Raw genomic sequence first — 22,275 nt, forward strand, 5'->3', positions numbered from 1 at the left:
GCCGCGCAGGTGCCGCCCAGGCCGTCGCCGGAACAGCACCTGCCGGCATCGTCAGTCCTCGTCGTCGTCGAGGAACTCGTCGAACGCCTCGCTGATGCGGTCCGCCAGGGCCTCACGGATCTCCAGCGGCTGGAACGTCGCGGCGGCGGCGTTCAGCTGGAAGGTCTCCAGGTCGGTGAGGTCGTAGTCGAACGCCTCGGAGAGGAGCGCGAGCTCCTTCGTCAGGCTCGTGTCGCTCATCGTGCGGTTGTCGACGTTCACCGTGACGGCGAAGTCGAGCTGGTAGAGCAGGTCGAACGGGTGGTCCTCGAGCTCCTCGCCCCAGGCCGCGATGGCTCCGGTCTGCAGGTTCGACTGCGGGCTGAGCTCCAACGGGATCTTGCGGTCGCGGACCCACTCCGCGACGGGACCGAGCGTGGCGTAGAGGGACTCGGCGTCGTCGCGCTCGATGAAGATGTCCTCGGCGATGCGGACACCGTGGCCGAGTCGCAGCGCACGGCCGTCGAGCATGGCGCTCCGGATCGACTCGATGCCGTCGGCCTCCCCCGCGTGGACGGTGACCGGGAACAGCTCGGCCGCGAGGTAGTCGAACGCCAGCCGGTGCTTGCTGGCGGGGAAGCCTGCCTCAGCGCCGGCGATGTCGAACCCGACAACGCCGCGCTCGCGATGGCGCACGGCGAGCTCAGCGATCTCGAGCGCGCGGTCGGCGTGCCGCATGGCCGTGACGAGCTGGCCGATCTGGATGTCGGAGCCGGAGTGGGCCGCGTCCTTGATGCCGAGCTCGATGCCCTCCTGGACGGCCTCGACGACCGCGTCGAGGCTGAGACCCCGGGTGAGGTGCTGTTCGGGAGCCCAGCGCACCTCGCCGTAGATGACGCCGTCCGCAGCGAGGTCCTGGACGAACTCGCGCGCGATGCGGACGAGCCCCTCCTCGGTCTGCATGACCGCGGTGCTGAGGTCGAAGGTCTTCAGGTACTCGACGAGCGAGCCGGCGTTGCACTGCGTGTAGAACCAGTCGGCCAGGCCGTCGGGGTCCGACACGGGGACGTCGACACCGTTCGCTTCGCCCAGCTCGATGATCGTTGCGGGCCGCACACCGCCGTCGAGGTGGTCGTGGAGCGAGATCTTCGGGAGCGCGCGGAGGTCGACGCCGGAGAGGGGGGATTCGTCTGCAGAGGTCACGGGGTTCACTGTACCGCTCACGCTCCGTCGAGGTGAGGCACTTCGTCACTCCCCATCGCCCTCAACGACCAACCGCCTCAACTCGGCCGGGGCCGCCGAGGCGCACCCGGATGCGCTCCGCGAGCATCGACGGTCGGCGGAGGTCGTCGGCAGTCAAGCGCATCACCGTCCATCCCTCATGTGCCAAATCCTCCGTGCGCGCGATGTCCTTCCGCCATTGCGACCGGTCGGTCCGGTGATGGTCTCCCTCGTACTCGAGGACCAGACGCTGGACACGGAACACCACATCGCCCCGGACCACTCGCCCGGAGCCGTGGAGGACGATCTCGGCGTTGTGCTCCGCCTTCGGGAGCGCCGACGCCTCGAGGATCAACCGGAGCTCGGTCTCCTTCGGCGACTGGCAGCGGTCATGCAACCGCGGGATCGCCGACCGAAGGGCGACGACGCCACGACGCGACGGATACTCCTCGACGGCCTGACGAAGCCGATCGAGGGACGTCCGAGGATCCAGGAACCAGAGCAGGGCGTCGCCGGCGGCGATCAATGCCGGGAGCGGTACCACCGTCGCGAGGTCGCACCAGGTCCGCTCGACACTGGTGACCGGGAGTCCGTCGAGATCGACGATGTCCCCCGGGCCGAGGGTGCCGCGATGTCCCACCACGCCGCGCCCCTCTCGCGCCCGGACGCCAGCAGGTGACATGACATGCAGCGGGACGTCCGGACTCGTCGGCCTGGGCGTCGGGATGCCGTGCAGAGCAGCGGCCGTCTGATGGCTGAAGGCTCCCCCGATCGGGAGAGCACTCAGGTAGGCGACCGCTTGGTGGTACAGGTCAGTCGGGTAGCCCGGTGGCGTTCGGATCCCGTGGAAGGGAGCACCAAGCGCTGGGTTCCGGAGCTGGCGGGGAGTGAACCCGGCGCGCACTGCCGACTGAGCGGGCTTCGGCCCGGCCATGATCGGGATCGAGGATCGGAAGGTCATCCTTCGATCGTGCCGCCGGCAGGAGCTTCCCCCGTCGTTCTCCACAGGTCGCGTACTCAGGTGAGGCAACTCGTCGTCCGGAACGGCGATGGACGACGAGTTGCCTCATCTCAACGGACTCAGGCCTCGATGCGGGCCCGGACGATGGGGCCGCGCGGGGGCGCGGTGTCCTCGATCGTGTACGCACCGTCGAGGGCCTCGAGCGCCCGCGGGAAGCGTGCTGCATCGTCGGCGCTCAGCGTGAAGAGCGGCTGTCCGGCCCGGACCTCGTCGCCCGGCTTCGCGTGCAGGTCGATGCCCGCCGCGTGGATGACCGGGTCCTGCTGCCTGGCCCGACCGGCACCGAGGCGCCATGCCGCGATGCCGAACGGCAGTGCCTCCTGCGTCGCCAGCACGCCGTCGCGCGACGCCGTGACGACGTGGGTCTCCTTGGCGACCGGCAGCGGTGCGTCCGGGTCGCCGTCCTGTGCGCGGATCATGCGCTTCCAGACGTCCATGGCCCGACCGTCCGCGAGGGCGCCCTCGACGTCAGCGTCCGGCTGCCCGGCGAGGGTCAGCATCTCCCGCGCGAGGGCGAGCGTCAGCTCGACGACGTCCGCCGGACCGCCACCCGCGAGGACCTCGACGGACTCGCGGACCTCGTTCGCGTTGCCGATCGCGAGGCCGAGCGGGACGTTCATGTCCGTCAACAGCGCGGTCGTGGCCACACCGGCGTCCGTTCCGAGCGCGACCATCGTGCGCGCCAGTTCCTCGGCACGCTCGTAGTCCTGCATGAAGGCGCCGGAGCCGAACTTGACGTCGAGGACGAGCGCCCCGGTGCCTTCGGCGATCTTCTTCGACATGATGCTCGACGCGATGAGCGGGATCGCCTCGACCGTGCCCGTCGTGTCGCGCAGGGCGTACAGGCGCTTGTCGGCCGGGGCGAGACCGGAGCCGGCGGCGCAGATGACCGCGCCGACGTCCTCCAGCTGCGCCATCATCTCGTCGTTCGTCAACGCCGCACGCCAGCCGGGGATGCTCTCGAGCTTGTCGAGCGTCCCACCCGTGTGCCCGAGCCCGCGGCCCGACAACTGCGGCACCGCGACGCCGAAGACGGCGACGAGCGGGGCGAGCGGCAGGGTGATCTTGTCGCCGACGCCGCCGGTCGAGTGCTTGTCAGAGGTCGGCTTGTCGAGCGACGCGAAACTCATCCGCTCGCCACTCGCGATCATCGCCATCGTGAGGTCGCGGATCTCGCGCCGCTCCATGCCGTTCAGCAGGATCGCCATCGCCAGCGCCGACATCTGCTCGTCGGCGACGTAGCCGCGGGTGAAGGCGTCGATCAGCCAGTCGATCTGCGGCGTCGACAGCTCGCCGCGGTCGCGCTTCGTGCGGATGAGGTCGACGACGTCGAATGCTTCTACGGAACTCATGCGTGGTACTCCTCGAGTTGACGGGGTCCGAAAGCGTCCGGCAGGACCTCGTCGATGGTGCGGATGCCGGAGACGGTGTCGAGCAGCATGCCCGCCGTCGAGTGCTCGTACAGCAGCTGTCGGCACCGGCCGCACGGCATGAGGCGTTCGCCCTTGCCGTCGACGCAGGCGAACGCCACGAGGCGTCCTCCGCCCGACATGTGGAGGGCGGAGACGAGCGCGCACTCCGCGCACAGCGTCAGGCCGTAGCTGGCGTTCTCGACGTTGCAGCCGGAGATGATCCGGCCGTCGTCGACGAGAGCAGCCGCGCCGACCGGGAACCGGCTGTAGGGCACATAGGCGTGACCCATCGCCTCCCGGGCCGCGGTGTGCAGCGCCTCCCAGTCGATGGGCGGCGTGGTCGTCGTGTCGCTCACGATCAGCCCTTCACGTAGGGCTTGCCGGCGGCTGCCGGTCCGCGGGAGATGCCGACGAGTCCGGCGACCGCGAAGATCGTCACCACGTACGGGAGCATGAGCATGAACGCGCTCGGCACCGGCGAGCCGATGGCACTCAACGCGAACTGCAGGTTCTGCGTGAAGCCGAACAGCAGCGCGGCGAGCGTCGCCTTGAGCGGGTCCCAGCGTCCGAAGATGACCGCTGCGAGCGCGATGTAGCCGGCACCCGCCGTCATCTCCTTGTTGAACGCACCGACCGAGCCGAGGGTGAAGTACGCCCCACCGAGGCCGACGATCGCGCCCGCGAGCGCGACGTTCCAGAACCGCGTCCGGTTCACGTTGATGCCGACGGTGTCGGCCGCCTGCGGGTGCTCACCCACGGCGCGGAGGCGGAGGCCCCAGCGCGTGTAGAACAGGCAGAAGAAGACCACGGCCACGGCGATGTACATCAGGTAGATGATGATCGTCTGGCGGAACAGCACGGGCCCGATGAGCGGGATCTCGCTGAGGATCGGGATGTTGATCCGGGGGAACTTCGGCGGGCTGTTGAAGAGCGCCTCGTTCTTCGTGAGCACCTGCGAGTACAGGAAGCTCGTGAGTCCGACGACGAGGACGTTGAGCACCACACCGACGATGACCTGGTCGACGAGGTACTTGATCGAGAACGCCGCGAGCAGGAAGCTCACAAGCGTGCCGGCGATCATCGCCGCGACGAGCCCGAGGAAGGCGTTCCCCGTCACCGAGGCGACGAAGGCGGACGAGAACGCTCCGGCGAGCAGCTGGCCCTCGATCGCGATGTTCACGACGCCGACCCGCTCGGAGATGACGCCGCCGAGCGCGCCGAAGATGAGCGGGACGCTCAGGGCGACCGTGCCGAGCAGGAGCCCGGTGATCGGGATCGCCTTGCCCGCGGCGGCCCACGACAGGAACCCGACCATGAACAGCACACCGAACACGGTGATGAGCCAGAGCGGGACCTTCTTGCCCGTCGTGACCAGGTACGCGCTCAGTGCCGTGATGGCGGCCAGGAGGATCGTGACGACGATGCCCGTGACCGTGGACGGGAGCACGACCGTCGGCAGCTGGATGACGTCGCCGTCGCTGGAGAGCCGGAACGTGCTGTTGCCGTCGCGGTGCCAGATGACGAACAACAGGAACGCGATGACGGTGAAGATCCCGAATGCGATCGGGGCCTTCCAGCTCCGGACGACGACCGTCTCGAGGACGATCGGGGCGTCGGGAGCCGGCTGCGGCGTCTGCTTGTCGAGCGTGAATCCACTCATGCGGACACCTCCTTCTTGGCGGAGCGACGCGTTCGGCGCGTCGAACCGTCGGGCTTCGGCAGGAAGAAGATCGCCCGCACGAGCGGCGGAGCCGCGATGAACAGCACGATGAGTGCCTGGAGGACGAGCACGATGTCGATCGGCACGTTGACGCCCTGGGTGGCCTGCATGGAGTACCCACCGGCCTTGAGCGCACCGAACAGGATGCCGGCGATGAGGATGCCGCCCGGCCGGCTACGTCCGAGGAGCGCGACGGTGATGGCGTCGAAGCCGATGCCGGCGTCGATGCCGTTGTCGAACCCGGAGGTCACCGTTCCGAGCACCTGCGAGACGCCGGCGAGACCGATCAGTCCACCGGAGAGCAGCATGGCGTACACGTAGGTGTTCTTCACGTCGATACCCGCGACGCGCGCTGCGTTCGGGTTCTCACCGACCGCGCGGAAGCGGAAGCCGATCGAGGAACGACTGAACAACCACCACACGAACACGACCGCGAGGATCGCGATGAGGAAGCCGGCGTGCAGGTTGTAGCGGTCACCGAGGAGCTTGGGCAGGACGGCGTTCTCCGCCATCCCCGCGCTCTTCGGCACGTTCGACCCGGGAGCCTGCAACAGCCCCTGCGTGGAGAGCATGAAGGTGATGAGGTAGAACGCGACGTAGTTGAGCATGATCGTGATGATCACCTCGTGCGCGCCGGTGCGGGCCTTCAGGACGCCGACGATGCCGCCCCAGAACGCGCCACCGATGATGCCGGCGGCGATCGCGACGAGCAGGTGCACCACGGGCGGGAGGTCGAGCGTGAAGCCGACCCATCCGGCGCAGGCGGCGGCGATGAGCATCTGACCGCGTCCACCGATGTTGAACATGCCGACCCGGAACGCCAGGCCGACACCGAGTCCGGCGAGGATCAGCGGGGTCGCGAAGGTCAGCGTCTCCGTCAGCGGGCGGATGCCGTTCAGGAAGTCGGGGCGCTTGAAGTTGTAGATCGACCCCTGGAAGAGCGCGCCGTACGCACCGGTCGCCGACTGCCAGACCGCCGCGATCGTGTCGCCCGGGCGCGCGAAGAAGTACCCGGCGGCGGTGTGGACCTTCGGATCGGTCAGCGCGATGAGGATCGCACCGACGACCATCGCCAGGACGACGGCGAGGATCGAGATGACGATGCTCGAGTTGAGGATCTCGGCGAGCACCTTGTTCGAGCGCGGCTGGGTCGTGTCGGGCTTCGCCTCGCCCGGTGCCACCGGCTGGACCGTTCCGGGCGGGGTGTGGGACGTCTCGCTCATGCTGCTGCTCCTGCCGGGAGTTCGCCGGCCATCATGAGGCCGAGGACCTCTCTGGGGGTCGATGCCGGGACGATCCCGACGATGCCGCCGCGGTACATGACCGCGATGCGGTCGGCGAGCGCGACGACCTCGTCGAGCTCGGTCGACACGACGATGACGGGGATGCCGGCGTCGCGCGTGGCGACGATGCGCTTGTGCACGAACTCGATCGAGCCGACGTCGATCCCGCGGGTCGGCTGTGCGGCGACGAACAGCCGCAGCTCACGGCTGAGCTCACGGGCGAGGACGACCTTCTGCTGGTTGCCGCCCGACAGGGAGCCGGCCGGCGACTCGATGCCCTGCGACCGGACGTCGAACTCCTGCGACTTCTCGCGTGCGAACTCGTCGCGGAATCCGCGCTGGACGTTGCCGCCCTTCACGAAGGGTGCACCCGTCGATCGGTCCAGCATGAGGTTCTCGGCGATGGTGAACTGTTTGACGAGCCCGTCCTCGGATCGGTCCTCCGGCACGAAGCCGACGCCGGCGTCGAGCACCTTGCGCGGGGTGGACCCGACGAGTTCGACACCGTCGAGCTTGATGCTGCCCTTGGTGTGCGGCTGCAGCCCGAGGATCGCCTCGGTGAGCTCGGTCTGCCCGTTCCCCTGGACGCCGGCGATGGCGAGCACCTCGCCCTCGCGCACCTCGAAGCTGACGCCGTTGACGACGAGCTGGCCGAGGTGGTCGACGACGGACAGGTCGTGCACGGTGAAGGTGGTGTCGCCGAGGTTCGGCGCCTCCTTGTGGACCGTGAGTTCGACGGGACGCCCGACCATGAGGGACGCCAGCTCGGCGTTCGTCGCGGTGGGCGAGGCCTCGCCGACGACCTTGCCGAGTCGGATGACGGTGATGCGGTCGGCGACTTCGCGGACCTCACGCAACTTGTGCGTGATGAAGACGATGGACGTGCCCTCGTCCTTCAGCTGCTTCATGATCGCCATGAGCTCGTCCGTCTCCTGTGGGGTGAGCACGGCGGTGGGCTCGTCGAAGACGAGGACGTTGGCGTTGCGGGAGAGCGCCTTGACGATCTCGACGCGCTGCTGCACTCCGACCGGGAGGTCGCCGACGATGGCGTCCGGGTCGAGGCTGAAGCCGAACCGCTCGGAGATGTCGATGACGAGCTTGCGGGCCGCTGCGACGTCGAGGCGGCCACCGCCCTTGGTCTGCTCGTGGCCGAGCATGACGTTCTCGGCGACGGTGAAGACGGGGATGAGCATGAAGTGCTGGTGCACCATGCCGATGCCGGCGCCCATGGCGTCGCCAGGGCCCTGGAAGTGCTGGACGACGTCGTCCAGGAGGATCTCGCCCTCGTCGGCCTGATAGAGGCCGTAGAGGACGTTCATGAGGGTGGATTTGCCGGCACCGTTCTCGCCGAGGAGACAGTGGATCTCCCCCGGTTCGACGGTGAGGTCGATGTGGTCGTTGGCGGTGAGTGCACCGAACCGTTTGGTGATGCCGCGGAGCTCGAGCTTCATGGGTCCCAATCTAGTCACGTGTCGGATGTCGGCACAGGCGGTCGGGATCGCCGTCCGGCCGTGCCGCGAACAAAGCGGGGGGAGGTCGCGGATCGCGACCTCCCCCCGGAGTCCCGGGCGAGGGCCCGGGTGAAGAGGGACTACTTGACGGGCGAGGAGACCGAGGTCGCTTTGATGGAACCGTCGATGATGCCAGCCTTGATCGTGTCGAGCTCGTCGGCCAGGGTCGGGGAGACCTTGGACTCGAAGTCGTGGAACGGCGCGAGGCCGACGCCCTCGTTCTCGAGGGTGCCGATGTACGCAGCTGCGTCGAACTTGCCGCCACCGGCCTCGGTCACGGTGTCGGCGACGCCGGCCTTCATGCCCTTGAGGATGGAGGTCAGGAACAGGCCCTTGTTCTCGGAGTTGGTCTCGTACAGGTCGGCGTCGACACCGATCATGGCGATGTCCTTACCTGTCTCCTGGATCTCGGCGATCGCGCTCAGGAAGATCGGGCCACCGACCGGAAGGAGCACGTCGGCGTTCTGGTCGATGAGTGTGCGGGCGAGCTGCTTGGCGGTGTCGTTCGCCTCGAAGCCACCGGTGAAGGAACCGGTCTGAGCGGCGACGTCCCAACCGACGACCTGGACGCTCTTGCCCTTCTGCTCGTTGTAGTACGCGACGCCCTCGGCGAAGCCGTCCATGAAGATCTGGACGGACGGGAAGGGCTGGCCGCCGAAGGTGCCGACGACGCCGGTCTTCGAGTAGTCGGCCGCCGCGTAGCCCGCGAGGAACGCGGCCTGGACGGTGTCGAACAGGATCGGCTTGATGTTCGGGGCGTCGACCTTGCCGTCGAAGTCGTTGTCGGCCGCGTCGTCGATGATCGCGTAATCGACGTCCGGGTTCGCGAGTGCCGCGTCGACCGTGTCGGCGGAGAGGGCGAAGCCGACGCTGACGATGAGCGAGCAGCCCTGGTCGGCCAGGCTCTGCAGGTTCGGCTTGTAGTCGTCGGCCTTGTCGGACTGGACGGTGATGGGCTCGACGCCGAGCTCCTTCGCCGCCTCGGTCAGACCCTCGTAGCCGAGCTGGTTGAACGACTTGTCGGTGAAGCCACCGGCGTCGGAGACCATGCACGGGAGGAAGTCGGATGCGGCACCGGTCGAGTCGCCGTCGCCGGTGCTGGGAGCCGATGCGCAGCCGGCGAGCAGTGCCATGAGACCGACGCCGGCGATTGCGCCCGCAGCGGCCTTCCGAGTTGAGATTGCCAAGGTAGCCTCCAAGATGCAGCCCCGCGGGTCACGGGGCGTATGGGGTTACGTTACCCAATACGACGACTGCCGAACGGACGATCCCGGCTTCGCGACCGAAGCGTTACAGAACGGTGGCACCGGCGTCATGCGCCGGAAACACGCGGATGCGCAGACGCGCATCGCCGGGCCGTGATGCTGCGCACGTGAGCGCGGAGCGACCCCGCCGGCGGTCGCCTTGCGCTCCGGGTAGCTGCGGTTCCCACCTGGGCACCGAGCGCGGCTCGATGCCCAGGCAGAACCGGCCGGGATCCCGGTCAGCGGCGGTCCAGCATCAGGGTGTCGCCGCTCCAGCGCCGACGGAGCCATCGGTCGTGGCTCGCGATGACGACCGCGCCCGGATAGTCGCCGAGGGCGTCCTCGAGCTCCGTCGCAAGCGTGAGCGACAGGTGGTTCGTCGGCTCGTCCAGGAGGAACAGGTGCGGAGGCCGCGCGATGATCAGCGCCAGGGCCAGACGGCGCTGCTGCCCGACGGAGAGCTGGCCGATCGGGCGGTCGAGGTCGCGAAGTGCCAGGAGCCCGAGACCCGCGAGCGGGGTGCGCGCTGCACGCGCCTCGCCGAGCATCCGGTCGTAGACCTCCCGAGGTGATCGCTCCGCATCCGGGAACACGACGTCCTGCTCGAGGAGCCCCACGCGGAGCCCCTTCCGCCGGAGGAGCGTCCCCGCATCGAGACGCAGCGAACCGGCGAGGACCGCCAGGAGCGTCGACTTCCCCGAACCGTTCGCCCCGGTGACCAGCACCCGCGACCGGGGCGCCAGCTGCAGGCGTTCGAGGTGCAGCCGGCCGTCCACGCGGGCGTCGGCGAGGTCGAGCAGCTGCTCCCCCTCGTCGAGGACCGTCGATCCGCTCGGGATCCCTGCGAACGAGAGCTGGCGAGGCGGGCGCCGCACCTGCTCGCGCTCGAGGACCTCGAGTCGGAGCTGCGCGTTCCGCACCCGCCGACTGATCTGCTGCTCGACGCGGTCGCCGCGCATGCCGAAGGCCATGCGGTTGTTGTCGCGGATGCCCCGATCGTGGTTGATCCGCGGGGCGACGTCGTGCACCGCGGACGCGAGGCGGCGCAGTTCGGCCTGCTCCTCTTCATGACGCGCCGACCAGCGATCGAGTTCCGCTGCCTTCCAGTCGAGGTACTCGCTGAACGGCCCGCCGAACTCCACGACGGGTGACGCCTCGCCGACAGGGACGGGGCGGGACGGATCGATGTCGACGAGCCCCGTCGCCACCTCGTCGAGGAAGGCGCGGTCATGGCTCGCGAAGAGCACCGGACCCGGCCACTCCGACAGGTGGCCGCGGAGGAACGCGACCGCCTCGTCGTCCAGATGGTTGGTCGGCTCGTCGAGCAGCAGTGCGGTCGGTCTCGCGACGAGGAGCGCGGCGAGGGCGAAGCGGGATCGCTGTCCCCCGCTCACCTCACCGAGTCGTCGCGACCGTTCGATCGCGGCGATGCCGAGGCCGTCGACGACCGCGTCCAACCGGGCGTCCGCCGTCCAGACGTCGGCGCGTTCCGCCGCATCGAGCGCGGCGGCATACCGCTGCTCGGCGGAACCGTCACCGGCGGAACCCGTCTCACCGAGTGCCGCCGCCGACGTCTCGAGCTCCTGCTCGACGGCGCGGACCTCGCCGAGCGCCTGCTCCAGCAACTCGCCGACCGTCGTGTCCTCCGGGAGCTCGAGTTCCTGCATGAGGATGCCGGTGCGCAGCGGGCGGACGGCCTCGCCGTCGTCCGGATCATCGATCCCGGCGAGGATGCGCAGCAGCGTGGACTTCCCCGCGCCGTTCTCGCCGATCAGGCCGAGACGATCCCCGGCCGACACGACGAGGTCGACGTCGCGCAACACGACGCGGTCGCCGTAGGAGCGGGTGACGCCGTCGGCGCGGAGTTGCTGGATGTCGATGGATCGCCCGAAGGTCGAAGCGGTGCGACGGTGGACTGGTGTTGCGTGGGTCGTGGGTGCTCGCATGGAGGCCCCTTTCGAGATGGGGCACGCCGCGTGCGGTCGTCGTCCGACACGTCAGGAGTGAGCGCTGGGCTCGAACTCCTGGGCGGACCTGGAAGCGTCTGGCGTACCTCGATGGATTCCCGCCGGGCACATCACGTTCGTGATGGTCTGCCGCAGGCGCGGGACGTCGATTCGCTCAGTTCTTCACAGTGATCTCAGGCTATCCGTCGGTTGTCGGCCGCCGCAAGCCCTGCACGTCACCGGTCCCGATTAGGCTGGTCGTCATGCGTGCTCCGTCGGTCCCCTCGCCCGCGCGGCGTCGCCGTGCGCATCGATCGACCGCGGCCTCGCTGGTCGCCGCGCTCGGTATCGGTGCGCTCGTCGCACTCGGCGCACTGCCGACCACGCCGGCGACCGCGGCCGCCGCGAGCTCGCAGCTGAGCCGGGCGCAGACGACGCCGACGCCCACCCCGAGTCCCTCGCCGACCACGCCCTCGACGGCGAGCCCGAAGCCGACGAAGCCGGCTCCGAGCAAGCCTGCCCAGCCGGCGCCGCCCACGGTCCGCGGCACGGACTTCGACCCGGGCGAGATCATCAGCGACGCGAACTTCTACGACGCGAACGCCATGAGCGAGGCGGACGTCCAGGCGTTCTTCGCCTCCCAGCCCTGTACCCCGAAAGACGGCGTGCCGTGCCTGGCGGACTTCCGTGCCAGCACCGAGTCCGTCCCGGCGGCCGAGCCCGGGCACTGCGAGGCCTACCGCGGCGCTGTGAACGAGTCGGCGGCGAGGATCGTCGCGAAGGTCGCCCACGCGTGCGGGATCAACCCCAAGGTGCTGCTCGTCCTCATGCAGAAGGAGCAGTCGCTCATCACCGGGCCGAGCGAGTACGGCTACGCGCGCGCCATGGGTTGGGGCTGCCCCGACACCGGCCCGAACTTCAGCGCGAGCTGCGACGCGGACTACTTCGGGTTCCAGAACCAGGTCTACCGTTCCGCATGGCAGTTCCGGCAGTACACGCTGTACCCGCTCAACGTGCCCGGTGAGTCCTATCAGCGGGCGTATCACCTGGGATCGGTCTACATCCAGTACAGCCCCGACGCGGCCTGCGGCGGTACCCAGGTCGACATCCGCAACCAGGCGACGGCGAACCTCTACCTCTACACGCCGTACCAACCGAACGCCGCTGCCCTCGCGAACGTCTCGGGCACTGGCGACGCCTGCAGTGCCTACGGCAACCGCAACTTCTGGCGGCTCTACACGGAGTGGTTCGGCCCCGCGGTCTGATCGCCCGGTTCGCTCTCCCAAGGATGGGCGAACGAACGGGTCATTCGCCGATGAGCAGCGCGACGCGGTCGTCGAGGTAGGCGTCGAGCGGGGTGAGCCCGAGGTCGTGCCCGGCCCAGCGGAGCATGACCGTGTCGTCGACGAGTCGCAGCGGGCCTGAACCTTCCCGGAGTGACGCCTCGTCCAGCGCGAGCTCGACGACCTCGAAGTTCACGACGTCGCCCTCGGCGAACGGGCCGCGGTGGGCCGCCTGCTGCGCGATCCGACGGTGCTCGACCTCCGAGGAGCGGTGGTTGAACCACTTCGGCTCCACGGCCCGAGTGGATTCGGCGGCGGTGAAGAGGCGACCGTCGGCCGAGAGCAGGACGACCCCGAGGCGCCACGCCCGGCCGATCGGCCGCAGCGCGGGTGCCCGCTTCACGAGCGGGAGTCCGCGGGGTGTGTAGACCTCCGCCAGGGCCTCGTCACGCACGCCTGCGGCTTGGAGACGCGCGCCCGCCTGCAGGAGCAGCTCGCGCAGCGCGGTCACCGTCGGTCGCCGATCAGAGGACGTCGTCGCGACCGGACAACTTGAGGGCGTCCACGACGCTCTTCACCCGCTGCGCGTTGGCGCTCGTGGTGACGAGCAGGGCGTCCGGGGTATCGACGACGACGATGTCCTGCACGCCGATGAGGCTGATGACCCGACCGGTCTGGCTGACGACGATGCCGCTGGAGGCGTCCGACAGCACCCGCGCGTTCTCGCCGAGGATGGCGAGGTCGGACTTGCGCCCCCCGGAGTTGAGCTTGGCGAGCGAGGCGAAGTCGCCCACGTCGTCCCAGTCGAAGTGCGCCGGCACGACGGCCATGCGACCGGCGGCCGCGGCGGGCTCAGCCACGGAGTAGTCGATCGCGATCTTCTCGAGCGCCGGCCAGACGCGGTCGACGACCGGGCCACGGGCCGCCGCGTCGTCCCAGACCTCGGCGAGTTCGAGGAGGCCCGCCAGGAGTTCGGGCTTCTGCCGACCGATCTCCTCGAGGAGGACGTCGGCCCGCGAGATGAACATCCCGGCGTTCCAGAGGTGCTCGCCGCTCGAGACGTACCGCTTGGCCGTGGCGAGGTCGGGCTTCTCGACGAAGGAGTCGACCAGCATGACCCCTTCGGCCCCGCGGATGCCGAGGTCGCGGGCGCTCTTGATGTAGCCGAAGCCGATGGCGGGCTCCGTGGGCTGGATGCCGATCGTGACGATGTAGCGCTCCTCGGCGGCCGTGACGGCCTGGGCGACCGCGGCGCGGAACAGGCGGTCGCCGCGGATCACGTGGTCGGCGGCGAACGAGCCGACGATGACGTCGGGTTCGCGACGGACGAGGATCGCTGCGGCGAGCCCGATCGCGGCGGTCGAGTCGCGCGGCTCGCTCTCGAGGACCACGTTGGCGTCGGCGAGGTCGGGCAGCTGCTGTTCGACGGCCGCGCGGTGCGCACGCCCGGTGACGACCATGATGCGCTGGTCGCCGGCGATCGGCGCGAGGCGGTCCCAGGTGGCGCGCAACAGCGTGCTGCCGGAGCCGGTGAGGTCGTGCAGGAACTTGGGTGCGTCGGCTCGCGAGAGCGGCCAGAGACGACTGCCGATGCCGCCGGCCGGGATCACTGCGTAGAAGCGTTCGAGGGGCGTGGTCATCCCCCGAGCGTACCGCCAGGCTCCAGCCTGAGGACGACGGCACGGAAGCGTCATCTGACGGGTTTACGATGAGCGCCAGATCGAGCACGAGAAAGAACGGTACGAGCATGGCTGGACGCAACGTCCTCGGGATCCCGATCCCGTCCTTCGGCAGCAAGCAGGCTCCCCCGGTCCCCGTCGGTCCGCCGGACGCAGCGGACCTGGACGGCCGCAACAGCATCGTCAACGCCTGCATCTACCGCCACGGTTCCCGCAGCTCGACGCTCACCTCACTCGAGGACACCTTCCGCGCGCTCCATGAGACCCCGGACGGCGTCGCGTGGATCGGGCTCTACCGGCCCGACGCCGGCGAGCTCGGCGTCCTGGCGGCGGAGTTCGGTCTCCACCCGCTCGCCGTCGAGGACGCCATCACCGCGCACCAGCGGCCGAAGATCGAGCGGTACGACGATGTCCTGTTCGTCGTCCTCCGGGCCGCCAACTACGTCGACGAGACCGAGACCGTCGAGTTCGGCGAGCTGCACGTCTTCGTCGGTCCGAACTTCGTCATCACCCTCCGGCACGCCGAGTCCCCCGACCTGTCGCACGTCCGGGCGCGGATGGAGCAGGAGCACGAACTCCTCGCCTACGGTCCGCAGGCGATCCTGTACGCCATCATCGACGCCGTCGTCGACGGCTACGGTCCGGTGGTCGCCGGGCTCTCGAACGACATCGACGAGATCGAGGAGCAGGTCTTCGTCGGCGAGTCCCAGGTGTCCCGCCGCATCTACCAGCTCTCCCGCGAGGTCATCGCCTTCGAGCGGGCGACGCACCCGCTCAGCGACGTGATGCTGTCGCTCGAGCAGGGCAGCGCGAAGTACGGGGTCGCCGACGAACTGCAACGCGGCCTCCGCGACGTCGCCGACCACCTCACGAGCGTCAACCAGCGGATCGACGCCTACCGGGAGCTGTTGCGCGACATCCTGACCGTGAACAGCACCCTCGTCGGGCAACGCCAGAACGAGGAGATGGCGAAGATGACCGAGGCGAGCCTCAAGCAGGGCGACGAGGTGAAGAAGATCTCCTCCTGGGCCGCCATCCTGTTCGGCCCGAGTCTCATCGCGGGGATCTACGGCATGAACTTCACCCACATGCCGGAGTTGTCGTGGTGGTTCGGCTACCCGATGGCGCTCGCGCTCATGGCCACCACGAGCGTCATCCTCTACAAGGTGTTCAAGCGACGGAACTGGTTGTGAACACCCGGTGTCGCCCGGTCGTCGCGCAGATGTCCGGCCTCTCTCGACGTCGAGACAGTTAGGCCAGCCTTAGCGGCGGGACCGCGCATCCCACGCCTACACTTGGTCCAGCGCGCCGATTCGACGCACGGCAGGCAACAACCCCCGCACGGCAGAACGATCTGCCGCAGATAGCGACTATCAGGGAGGACCTCGTGACCGCGAGTCTCACGCGAACGTCACCGTTGGAATCCACGACATCCAAACGCCCGGCCGGCACCCTGTACCGGGGCCGTGAGGGCATGTGGTCGTGGGTGCTCCACCGGATCACCGGCGTCGCCATCTTCTTCTTCCTCCTCGTGCACGTCCTCGACACCGCGCTGGTGCGGGTCTCCCCCGAGGCGTACAACGCGGTCATCGGCACGTACAAGAACCCCATCATGGGGCTCGGCGAGGTCGCGCTCGTCGCCGCCATCGCCTACCACGCGTACAACGGCATCCGCATCATCCTCATCGACTTCTGGTCGAAGGGCACCAAGTACCAGCGGCCCATGTTCTGGATCGTCATCGGTCTCTGGGTCGTGACGATGCTCGGCTTCACGCCGCGCCACCTGATCAACGTGTTCAGCGAGATGGGCCACTGATGACGACGATCGCCGCTCCCCGCACCCCCGCTCGTCCCGCGCGCCGTAAGGGCGTCAACTGGGAGAAGTGGGGCTGGATCTACATGCGCGTCTCCGGCGTGATCCTGCTGGTCCTCATCTTCGGCCACCTGTTCGTCAACCTCATGGTCGGCGACGGCATCAAGGCCATCGACTTCGCCTTCGTCGGCGGCAAGCTGTCGAACCCCTTCTGGCAGTGGTGGGACGTCGCCATGCTGTGGCTCGCACTGATCCACGGCGGAAACGGCATGCGCACCATCGTCAACGACTACGCCACGGGTCGCACGATCCGCGGTGTCCTCAAGGTCGCGATCCTCGCCGCCGTCACCATCCTCATCATCCTCGGGACCCTGGTCGTCTTCACCTTCGACCCGTGCCCCGCCGGCGCACCTGCAGACCTGCTCGCGTCGTTCTGCCCCGCCAACTGAGCAACCGAGACCGAGCAACGGAAACCGTGACTACAGAAACCACCGAGTCCACCGTCATCGACGGCATCCACTACCACCAGTTCGACATCGTGATCGTCGGTGCCGGCGGTGCCGGCATGCGCGCCGCGATCGAGGCCGGCCCCGGAGCGAAGACGGCCGTCATCTCCAAGCTCTACCCGACGCGGTCCCACACGGGAGCGGCGCAGGGCGGCATGGCCGCTGCGCTCGCGAACGTCGAGGAGGACAGCTGGGAGTGGCACACCTTCGACACCATCAAGGGCGGCGACTACCTCGTCGACCAGGATGCTGCGGAGATCCTCGCGAAGGAGGCCATCGACGCGGTCATCGACCTCGAGAACATGGGTCTGCCGTTCAACCGCACCCCCGAGGGCAAGATCGACCAGCGTCGCTTCGGCGGCCACACCCGCGACCACGGTAAGGCGCCGGTCCGCCGTGCCTGCTACGCGGCCGACCGCACGGGCCACATGATCCTGCAGACGCTGTTCCAGAACTGCGTCCGCCTCGGCATCAACTTCTTCAACGAGTACTACGCGCTCGACCTGATCATGACGAACGTCGACGGCGTCGACAAGCCGTCCGGTGTGGTCGCGTACGAGCTCTCCACCGGCGAGATCCACGTCTTCCAGGCGAAGGCGGTCATCTTCGCCACCGGTGGCTTCGGCAAGATCTACAAGACGACCTCGAACGCCCACACCCTCACGGGCGACGGCGTCGGGATCATCTGGCGCAAGGGTCTCCCGCTCGAGGACATGGAGTTCTTCCAGTTCCACCCCACCGGCCTCGCCGGTCTCGGCATCCTCCTCACCGAGGGAGCGCGAGGTGAGGGTGCGATCCTCCGGAACGCGAGCGGTGAACGCTTCATGGAGCGGTACGCCCCGACCATCAAGGACCTCGCCCCGCGAGACATCGTCGCGCGCTGCATGGTCCAGGAGGTCGCGGAAGGCCGCGGTGCCGGGCCGAACAAGGACTACGTCTACCTCGACTGCACCCACCTCGGTGCCGAGGTCCTCGAGACCAAGCTGCCCGACATCACCGAGTTCGCGCGCACCTACCTCGGTGTCGACCCGGTGACGGAGCCCGTCCCGGTCATGCCGACGGCGCACTACGCCATGGGCGGCATCCCGACGAACGTCAAGGCCGAGGTCCTGAGCGACAACAACACCGTCGTCCCCGGCCTGTACGCGGCAGGCGAATGCGCGTGCGTGTCCGTCCACGGCTCGAACCGGCTCGGCACGAACTCGCTCCTCGACATCAACGTGTTCGGCAAGCGCGCCGGCAACAACGCCGTCGAGTACGTCCAGGGCGTCGACTTCACGCCACTGCCCGAGAACCCCGCCGGCTTCGTCTCCGGCCTCATCGAGCAGATGCGGAACTCCAACGGCACGGAGCGGATCTCCACGATCCGCAAGGAGCTGCAGGAGGAGATGGACCGTAACGCCCAGGTGTTCCGGACCGACGAGTCCCTCGCCGGCGTCACCGCCACCATCCACAACCTGCGCGAGCGGTACCAGAACATCGCCGTCCAGGACAAGGGCAAGCGGTTCAACACGGACCTCCTCGAGGCGATCGAGCTGGGCTTCCTGCTCGACCTCGCCGAGGTCGTCGTCTACTCCGCTCGCAACCGTCAGGAGAGCCGTGGCGGTCACATGCGCGACGACTACCCGAAGCGCGACGACGAGAACTACATGAAGCACACGATGGCGTACCTGTCCGGCGACCCGCACTCGTCCGACGCGGCCGACCACATCCGGCTCGACTGGAAGCCCGTGGTCATCACGCGGTACCAGCCGATGGAGAGGAAGTACTAGCGATGAGCACTGCAACGCTCGAGAACCCGCCGGCAGCAGCACCGGAGGAGATCCAGTCCTTCACGGTCACCCTGATCATCCGTCGATTCGACCCGGACGTGGACGCCGAGCCGCGCTGGGAGGACTTCGACGTCGAGATGTTCCCGACGGACCGCATCCTGGACGCGCTCCACAAGATCAAGTGGGAACAGGACGGGACCCTCACGTTCCGTCGCTCCTGCGCGCACGGCATCTGCGGCTCCGACGCCATGCGGATCAACGGACGGAACCGCCTCGCCTGCAAGACGCTGATCAAGGACCTCGACATCTCGAAGCCGATCTACGTCGAGGCGATCAAGGGCCTGCCGCTCGAGAAGGACCTCGTCGTCGACATGGACCCCTTCTTCGCGTCGTTCCGCGAGGTGCAGCCGTTCCTCATGCCCGGCAAGCCTGCGGAGAAGAACAAGGAGCGCGTGCAGTCGGTCGCCGAGCGCGCCCGCTTCGACGACACCACGAAGTGCATCCTGTGCGCCGCGTGCACCTCGTCGTGCCCCGTGTTCTGGACCGACGGCCAGTACTTCGGCCCGGCGGCGATCGTGAACGCGCACCGCTTCATCTTCGACTCCCGCGACGACGCCTCGCAGGTTCGCCTGGACATCCTCAACGACCAGGAGGGCGTGTGGCGCTGCCGCACCACCTTCAACTGCACCGAGGCGTGCCCCCGCGGCATCCAGGTCACGCAGGCGATCGCCGAGGTCAAGCAGGCCATGATCTCCGGCAAGGTCTCCTAGCCCACACCCGGTTCATCCGTCCGGCCCAGCGCACTGCGCTGGGCCGGACGTGTTCGTGCAGGGCGACCTGTTCGTCGAGCGACGTCAGGCCAGCGCGGCAGCTCTGGCTTCAGCCGGTGACGCGGCGCTCAGGGCGTCCATGGCCATGGCACGAGCCGCCTCGAGCGTGTAGCGTCGCAACTCGCTCCGGACGTCGCCGAGCGCGGCCGGGGTGACCGAGAGACTCGTCGCCCCGAGGCCGACGAGCACGACCGCGAGGGCCGGGTCCGCTGCCGCTTCCCCGCAGACGCCGATCGAGCGCCCGGAGGCGAGACCGGCGTCGCCGACGAGCTTGACGAGCCGCAGCACGGCGGGGTGCCACGGGTCCTGATACGAGCCGAGCGGCCCGAGGAGACGGTCCGCCGCGAGCGTGTACTGCGTCAGATCGTTGGTGCCGATGCTCACGAAGTCCGCGACCCCGAGGATCTGCGCGGCGAGCAGCGCACTCGACGGCACCTCGATCATCGTCCCGACCGTGCGGAGCCCGAGCCGTTTCGCGAGGGTCACGAACGCCGCGGCCTCGGGGAGGTCGGCGATCATCGGGGCCATCACCCAGAGGTCCGCCTCGTGGGCGTCCTGTGCGAGCGCGAGCGCCGTGAGCTGGTCTCGGAGCACCTCGTCACGTGCGCGGAGCGCCCGGATGCCCCGCACCCCGAGCGCCGGGTTGGCCTCGGCCTCGTCCGCTCGGAGGAAGGCGAGCGGCTTGTCGGCTCCGGCGTCGAACACCCGGACGACGACCCGCTTGCCCGGGAACGCCGCGAGCAACTCGCCGTAGCGGTCAGCCTGTTCGGCGACGCCCGGCGCCTCCGCGCGGTCCAGGAAGAGCAGCTCGGTGCGGAACAGCCCGACCCCCTCGGCGCCAAGGGCCAGGGCACCGGCCGCACCGGTGACGGACCCGAGGTTCGCGAGCAGGGGCACCGGGGTGCCGTCGGCGAGTTCGCCCGGTGAGCGCGGTGAGACCCGCACGCGCTCGGCCGCGGTGGACCTGGCGGACCGCACCTCGCGTTTCGTCGGCGACCCGGTGACGACCCCGGCTCCGGCGTCGACGAGGACGATCTCACCGTCCTCGAACTGCTCGGCTCCTGCGACGCCCACGACGGCGATGAGTGACTGCTCGCGTGCGAGGATGGCCGTGTGCGAGGTCGCCGAGCCGCCACTCGTGACGAGTGCCAGCACCCGCTCGAGATCGAGGAGCGCGGCGTCTGCCGGAGCGAGGTCCGTGGCGACGAGGACGAACGGCTCGTCCGACTCGGGAGGTCCGGGGACAGGTCGGCCCAGTAACCGCGCGATGACCCGTTGCGAGACGTCACCGACGTCGGTCGCGCGCGCCGCCATCGGCTCCCCCAGGTTGAAGAGGACCTGCTGGACCGTCGCCAGGGCCTCGAACACGGCGCGCTCCGCGGAACGCCCCGCCGCGATGCGCGTTGCGACGTCCTCCGCGAGCGCCGGGTCGTCCGCCATGACCGCCTGCGCTTCGAGCACGTCCTGCGCATGTCCGCCGGCTCGTCGAGCCCGGTCCTCGAGGTCGGCCCGCGTCGCGCTGAGCGCCGCGACGGCCCGGGCCTGTTCGAGCGTGACGTCCCCGCCGAACGGGTCGGCACTCGGTTCGGGCAGCGGTTCCGGCATGCGGAGCACGGGACCGGCGACGACGCCGCGTCCGACGCCGGTGCCGGTGAACGTGCGTTGCCCCTCCGCCTCGCGCATGGTTCGACCCTAGTGCACCGCCTCTCCCCCGGTCCGGCCCGCTTGTAGGCTGGTCCGGTGACCAATCCGCGTGCGCCGAGGAAGGACTCCGCCGACGCGCCGGACGCCGGTACGACCCCCAGGGTGCGGCTCCAACAGACGCCACCGCCACTCGTGTTCCAATGGATCCAGAACAGCGAGAACCCGTTCATCCGACGGCTCGCGCCCCGCGCGGCGAGAGCGGAGCGCGCCACGACGTGGGTCATGCGGCTGAAGCCCTATCGCGTCATCCATCGGTATCTCGCCATGGACGGCAACCTCCTGGCCGCCGGGATCAGCTTCCAGGCCGTCTTCGCCGTGTTCGCCGCGGTCTACGTCGGATTCGCCATCACCGGCATCTGGCTCGGCAACAACGCCGAGGTCTTCCAGGCGCTGGTGGAGATCATCAACCGCGCCGTCCCCGGCCTCATCGGCACCGACGGCGAAGGCATCATCGCCGAGGAGCAGTTGTCGAGCGCCTCGCTGCTCGGCTGGACCGGGGTCATCGCCGCCGTCGGTCTCATCTGGACGGCGATCGGCTGGCTGTACTACACCCGACAGGCGGTCAGGTCGATCTTCGCGCTCCCGAAGGTCGCGGCCAGCTTCTTCCTGCTCAAGGTCGTCGACCTCGTGCTGGCACTCGCCTTCGGCGTCCTCCTCCTCGTCTCCGCGACGCTGTCGGTCGCCAGCACACAGGCACTCAGCTGGCTGCTGTCACTGGTCGGCTTGGAGGGCACCTTCTGGGTGACCGTCGGCAGCCGGGTCGTCGGGCTGGTCGTCGCGGTGGTCGTGAACCTCGTCACCCTCGGCGCCATGTACCGCGTGCTCAGCCGGATCCGGATCCCGTGGCGCAACCTCTTCGGAGGCGCGCTCCTCGGCAGCCTGGTGCTCTCACTCCTGAGCGTCGCGAGCAGTGCGGTGATCGCCGGGGCCTCCCGGAACCCGTTGCTCGCGACCTTCGCGGTGTTCATCGGCCTCATGCTGTGGTTCAACCTCGTGAGCCGCGTCATCCTCGCCTCCGCCGCCTGGATCGCCGTGGGGCTCGACGACCAGGGCATCAGTGTGCGCACGACGACGCCGGAGGAGCAGGCGGCCGAAGAGCTGGCGGCCAGGAGGCTGATCGCCGAGGCGGAACTGCGGGAGGCTCGCGAATCCCTCCGGCGCGCCAAGGGCCCGGCGGTCTGGTTCGCCCGCCGGCGCGTCCGGCACGCCGAGGAGGCCTCGGCCGAGCTCATCCGAGAGCACGGCGAAGCCCCCGAGTCGCCCGCGGCGGACGCGTCGGACCCACCTCATCGCCGACGCCCGGGCGGGCGCCGGGGCCAGGGCGTTGTCGGCCCCCGCGACTAAGCTGGAG

The 22,275-nt window shown here is 69.0% G+C and carries 19 protein-coding genes; 7 read left to right on the top strand and 12 right to left on the bottom strand.

The window, feature by feature from the left end:
• Positions 1 to 51: 51 nt before the first annotated feature.
• From ACLIME_RS08500 to ACLIME_RS08540, 9 genes are all read right to left on the bottom strand, one after another.
• On the bottom strand, positions 52 to 1,182 hold the full coding sequence (locus ACLIME_RS08500) for an adenosine deaminase (protein WP_236555512.1): 1,131 nt from the start codon (positions 1,180 to 1,182) through the stop codon (positions 52 to 54).
• Positions 1,183 to 1,243: 61 nt separating this feature from the next.
• Positions 1,244 to 1,843 carry a DUF559 domain-containing protein gene (locus tag ACLIME_RS08505; RefSeq protein WP_274500668.1) on the bottom strand — a complete coding sequence of 200 codons (600 nt, stop codon included), beginning with the start codon at positions 1,841 to 1,843 and terminating at the stop codon, positions 1,244 to 1,246.
• Positions 1,844 to 2,280: 437 nt separating this feature from the next.
• Positions 2,281 to 3,573 carry a thymidine phosphorylase gene (locus ACLIME_RS08510; protein WP_411558647.1) on the bottom strand — a complete coding sequence of 431 codons (1,293 nt, stop codon included), beginning with the start codon at positions 3,571 to 3,573 and terminating at the stop codon, positions 2,281 to 2,283.
• Positions 3,570 to 3,923 carry a cytidine deaminase gene (locus tag ACLIME_RS08515; RefSeq protein WP_124770215.1) on the bottom strand — a complete coding sequence of 118 codons (354 nt, stop codon included), beginning with the start codon at positions 3,921 to 3,923 and terminating at the stop codon, positions 3,570 to 3,572. The genes ACLIME_RS08510 and ACLIME_RS08515 overlap by 4 nt, the downstream gene beginning before the upstream one ends.
• Before the next feature lie 68 nt (positions 3,924 to 3,991).
• Positions 3,992 to 5,293, bottom strand: a complete 1,302-nt coding sequence (locus ACLIME_RS08520) for an ABC transporter permease (RefSeq protein WP_079707330.1) — start codon at positions 5,291 to 5,293, stop codon at positions 3,992 to 3,994.
• Complete coding sequence (locus ACLIME_RS08525) at positions 5,290 to 6,576, bottom strand: ABC transporter permease (protein WP_124769711.1); 1,287 nt, start codon at positions 6,574 to 6,576, stop codon at positions 5,290 to 5,292. Before ACLIME_RS08525 ends, ACLIME_RS08520 begins: the two co-directional genes overlap by 4 nt.
• Positions 6,573 to 8,087, bottom strand: a complete 1,515-nt coding sequence (locus tag ACLIME_RS08530; RefSeq protein ID WP_124769712.1) for an ABC transporter ATP-binding protein — start codon at positions 8,085 to 8,087, stop codon at positions 6,573 to 6,575. The genes ACLIME_RS08525 and ACLIME_RS08530 overlap by 4 nt, the downstream gene beginning before the upstream one ends.
• A 140-nt stretch (positions 8,088 to 8,227) precedes the next feature.
• Complete coding sequence (locus ACLIME_RS08535; RefSeq protein ID WP_124769713.1) at positions 8,228 to 9,334, bottom strand: BMP family protein; 1,107 nt, start codon at positions 9,332 to 9,334, stop codon at positions 8,228 to 8,230.
• Positions 9,335 to 9,630: 296 nt separating this feature from the next.
• The gene (locus ACLIME_RS08540) at positions 9,631 to 11,337 is read right to left on the bottom strand and encodes an ABC-F family ATP-binding cassette domain-containing protein (protein WP_411558648.1); all 1,707 of its coding nucleotides are present in this window, start codon (positions 11,335 to 11,337) and stop codon (positions 9,631 to 9,633) included.
• Between the two features lie 263 nt (positions 11,338 to 11,600).
• Here ACLIME_RS08540 and ACLIME_RS08545 point away from each other — a divergent pair, with 263 nt between their 5' ends.
• On the top strand, positions 11,601 to 12,602 hold the full coding sequence (locus ACLIME_RS08545) for a hypothetical protein (protein WP_411558649.1): 1,002 nt from the start codon (positions 11,601 to 11,603) through the stop codon (positions 12,600 to 12,602).
• Between the two features lie 40 nt (positions 12,603 to 12,642).
• Here the strand turns inward: ACLIME_RS08545 and ACLIME_RS08550 are convergent, their stop codons facing one another.
• Positions 12,643 to 13,131 (bottom strand): hypothetical protein, encoded by a 489-nt coding sequence (locus ACLIME_RS08550; protein ID WP_079707335.1) that lies wholly within the window; start codon positions 13,129 to 13,131, stop codon positions 12,643 to 12,645.
• Between the two features lie 13 nt (positions 13,132 to 13,144).
• Positions 13,145 to 14,260, bottom strand: coding sequence for a mannose-1-phosphate guanylyltransferase (locus tag ACLIME_RS08555; protein WP_064294827.1), 1,116 nt, complete (start codon positions 14,258 to 14,260; stop codon positions 13,145 to 13,147).
• A gap of 107 nt (positions 14,261 to 14,367) precedes the next feature.
• Between ACLIME_RS08555 and corA the strand changes: the two genes are divergently transcribed.
• The 5 genes from corA (at position 14,368) to ACLIME_RS08580 (ending at position 19,160) form a co-directional block, all read left to right on the top strand.
• The gene (corA, locus tag ACLIME_RS08560) at positions 14,368 to 15,492 is read left to right on the top strand and encodes a magnesium/cobalt transporter CorA (RefSeq protein ID WP_071262530.1); all 1,125 of its coding nucleotides are present in this window, start codon (positions 14,368 to 14,370) and stop codon (positions 15,490 to 15,492) included.
• Between the two features lie 281 nt (positions 15,493 to 15,773).
• Positions 15,774 to 16,115 carry a succinate dehydrogenase, cytochrome b556 subunit gene (sdhC, locus tag ACLIME_RS08565; protein ID WP_064294825.1) on the top strand — a complete coding sequence of 114 codons (342 nt, stop codon included), beginning with the start codon at positions 15,774 to 15,776 and terminating at the stop codon, positions 16,113 to 16,115.
• Positions 16,115 to 16,561, top strand: a complete 447-nt coding sequence (locus tag ACLIME_RS08570) for a succinate dehydrogenase hydrophobic membrane anchor subunit (RefSeq protein WP_064294824.1) — start codon at positions 16,115 to 16,117, stop codon at positions 16,559 to 16,561. The genes sdhC and ACLIME_RS08570 overlap by 1 nt, the downstream gene beginning before the upstream one ends.
• A gap of 26 nt (positions 16,562 to 16,587) precedes the next feature.
• Positions 16,588 to 18,390 carry a succinate dehydrogenase flavoprotein subunit gene (gene sdhA, locus ACLIME_RS08575; RefSeq protein WP_086474106.1) on the top strand — a complete coding sequence of 601 codons (1,803 nt, stop codon included), beginning with the start codon at positions 16,588 to 16,590 and terminating at the stop codon, positions 18,388 to 18,390.
• Between the two features lie 2 nt (positions 18,391 to 18,392).
• Positions 18,393 to 19,160: a succinate dehydrogenase iron-sulfur subunit gene (locus tag ACLIME_RS08580; RefSeq protein WP_064294822.1), complete on the top strand. Its 768-nt coding sequence runs from the start codon at positions 18,393 to 18,395 to the stop codon at positions 19,158 to 19,160.
• 84 nt (positions 19,161 to 19,244) lie between these two features.
• Here the strand turns inward: ACLIME_RS08580 and ptsP are convergent, their stop codons facing one another.
• Entirely contained in the window at positions 19,245 to 20,903 is a 1,659-nt protein-coding gene (ptsP, locus tag ACLIME_RS08585; protein ID WP_124769716.1) for a phosphoenolpyruvate--protein phosphotransferase, read from the bottom strand.
• A 57-nt stretch (positions 20,904 to 20,960) separates the two neighbouring features.
• Between ptsP and ACLIME_RS08590 the strand changes: the two genes are divergently transcribed.
• On the top strand, positions 20,961 to 22,268 hold the full coding sequence (locus ACLIME_RS08590; RefSeq protein ID WP_202939450.1) for a YihY/virulence factor BrkB family protein: 1,308 nt from the start codon (positions 20,961 to 20,963) through the stop codon (positions 22,266 to 22,268).
• The last annotated feature ends 7 nt before the right edge of the window (positions 22,269 to 22,275 follow it).

The organism is Plantibacter sp. MPB07 (genome assembly GCF_046619465.1).
GTDB lineage: Bacteria > Actinomycetota > Actinomycetes > Actinomycetales > Microbacteriaceae > Plantibacter > Plantibacter auratus.

What these genes read in the sequence shown, in the direction of transcription:
- ACLIME_RS08510 (WP_411558647.1), bottom strand. Translation starts at nt 3,573, where the DNA reads ATGAGTTCCGTAGAAGCATTCGACGTCGTCGACCTCATCCGCACGAAG.
- ACLIME_RS08515 (WP_124770215.1), bottom strand. Translation starts at nt 3,923, where the DNA reads ATGGGTCACGCCTATGTGCCCTACAGCCGGTTCCCGGTCGGCGCGGCT.
- ACLIME_RS08520 (WP_079707330.1), bottom strand. Translation starts at nt 5,293, where the DNA reads ATGAGTGGATTCACGCTCGACAAGCAGACGCCGCAGCCGGCTCCCGAC.
- ACLIME_RS08525 (WP_124769711.1), bottom strand. Translation starts at nt 6,576, where the DNA reads ATGAGCGAGACGTCCCACACCCCGCCCGGAACGGTCCAGCCGGTGGCA.
- ACLIME_RS08530 (WP_124769712.1), bottom strand. Translation starts at nt 8,087, where the DNA reads ATGAAGCTCGAGCTCCGCGGCATCACCAAACGGTTCGGTGCACTCACC.
- ACLIME_RS08540 (WP_411558648.1), bottom strand. Translation starts at nt 11,337, where the DNA reads ATGCGAGCACCCACGACCCACGCAACACCAGTCCACCGTCGCACCGCT.
- ACLIME_RS08545 (WP_411558649.1), top strand. Translation starts at nt 11,601, where the DNA reads ATGCGTGCTCCGTCGGTCCCCTCGCCCGCGCGGCGTCGCCGTGCGCAT.
- ACLIME_RS08555 (WP_064294827.1), bottom strand. Translation starts at nt 14,260, where the DNA reads ATGACCACGCCCCTCGAACGCTTCTACGCAGTGATCCCGGCCGGCGGC.
- corA (WP_071262530.1), top strand. Translation starts at nt 14,368, where the DNA reads ATGGCTGGACGCAACGTCCTCGGGATCCCGATCCCGTCCTTCGGCAGC.
- sdhC (WP_064294825.1), top strand. Translation starts at nt 15,774, where the DNA reads ATGTGGTCGTGGGTGCTCCACCGGATCACCGGCGTCGCCATCTTCTTC.
- ACLIME_RS08570 (WP_064294824.1), top strand. Translation starts at nt 16,115, where the DNA reads ATGACGACGATCGCCGCTCCCCGCACCCCCGCTCGTCCCGCGCGCCGT.
- ACLIME_RS08580 (WP_064294822.1), top strand. Translation starts at nt 18,393, where the DNA reads ATGAGCACTGCAACGCTCGAGAACCCGCCGGCAGCAGCACCGGAGGAG.
- ptsP (WP_124769716.1), bottom strand. Translation starts at nt 20,903, where the DNA reads ATGCGCGAGGCGGAGGGGCAACGCACGTTCACCGGCACCGGCGTCGGA.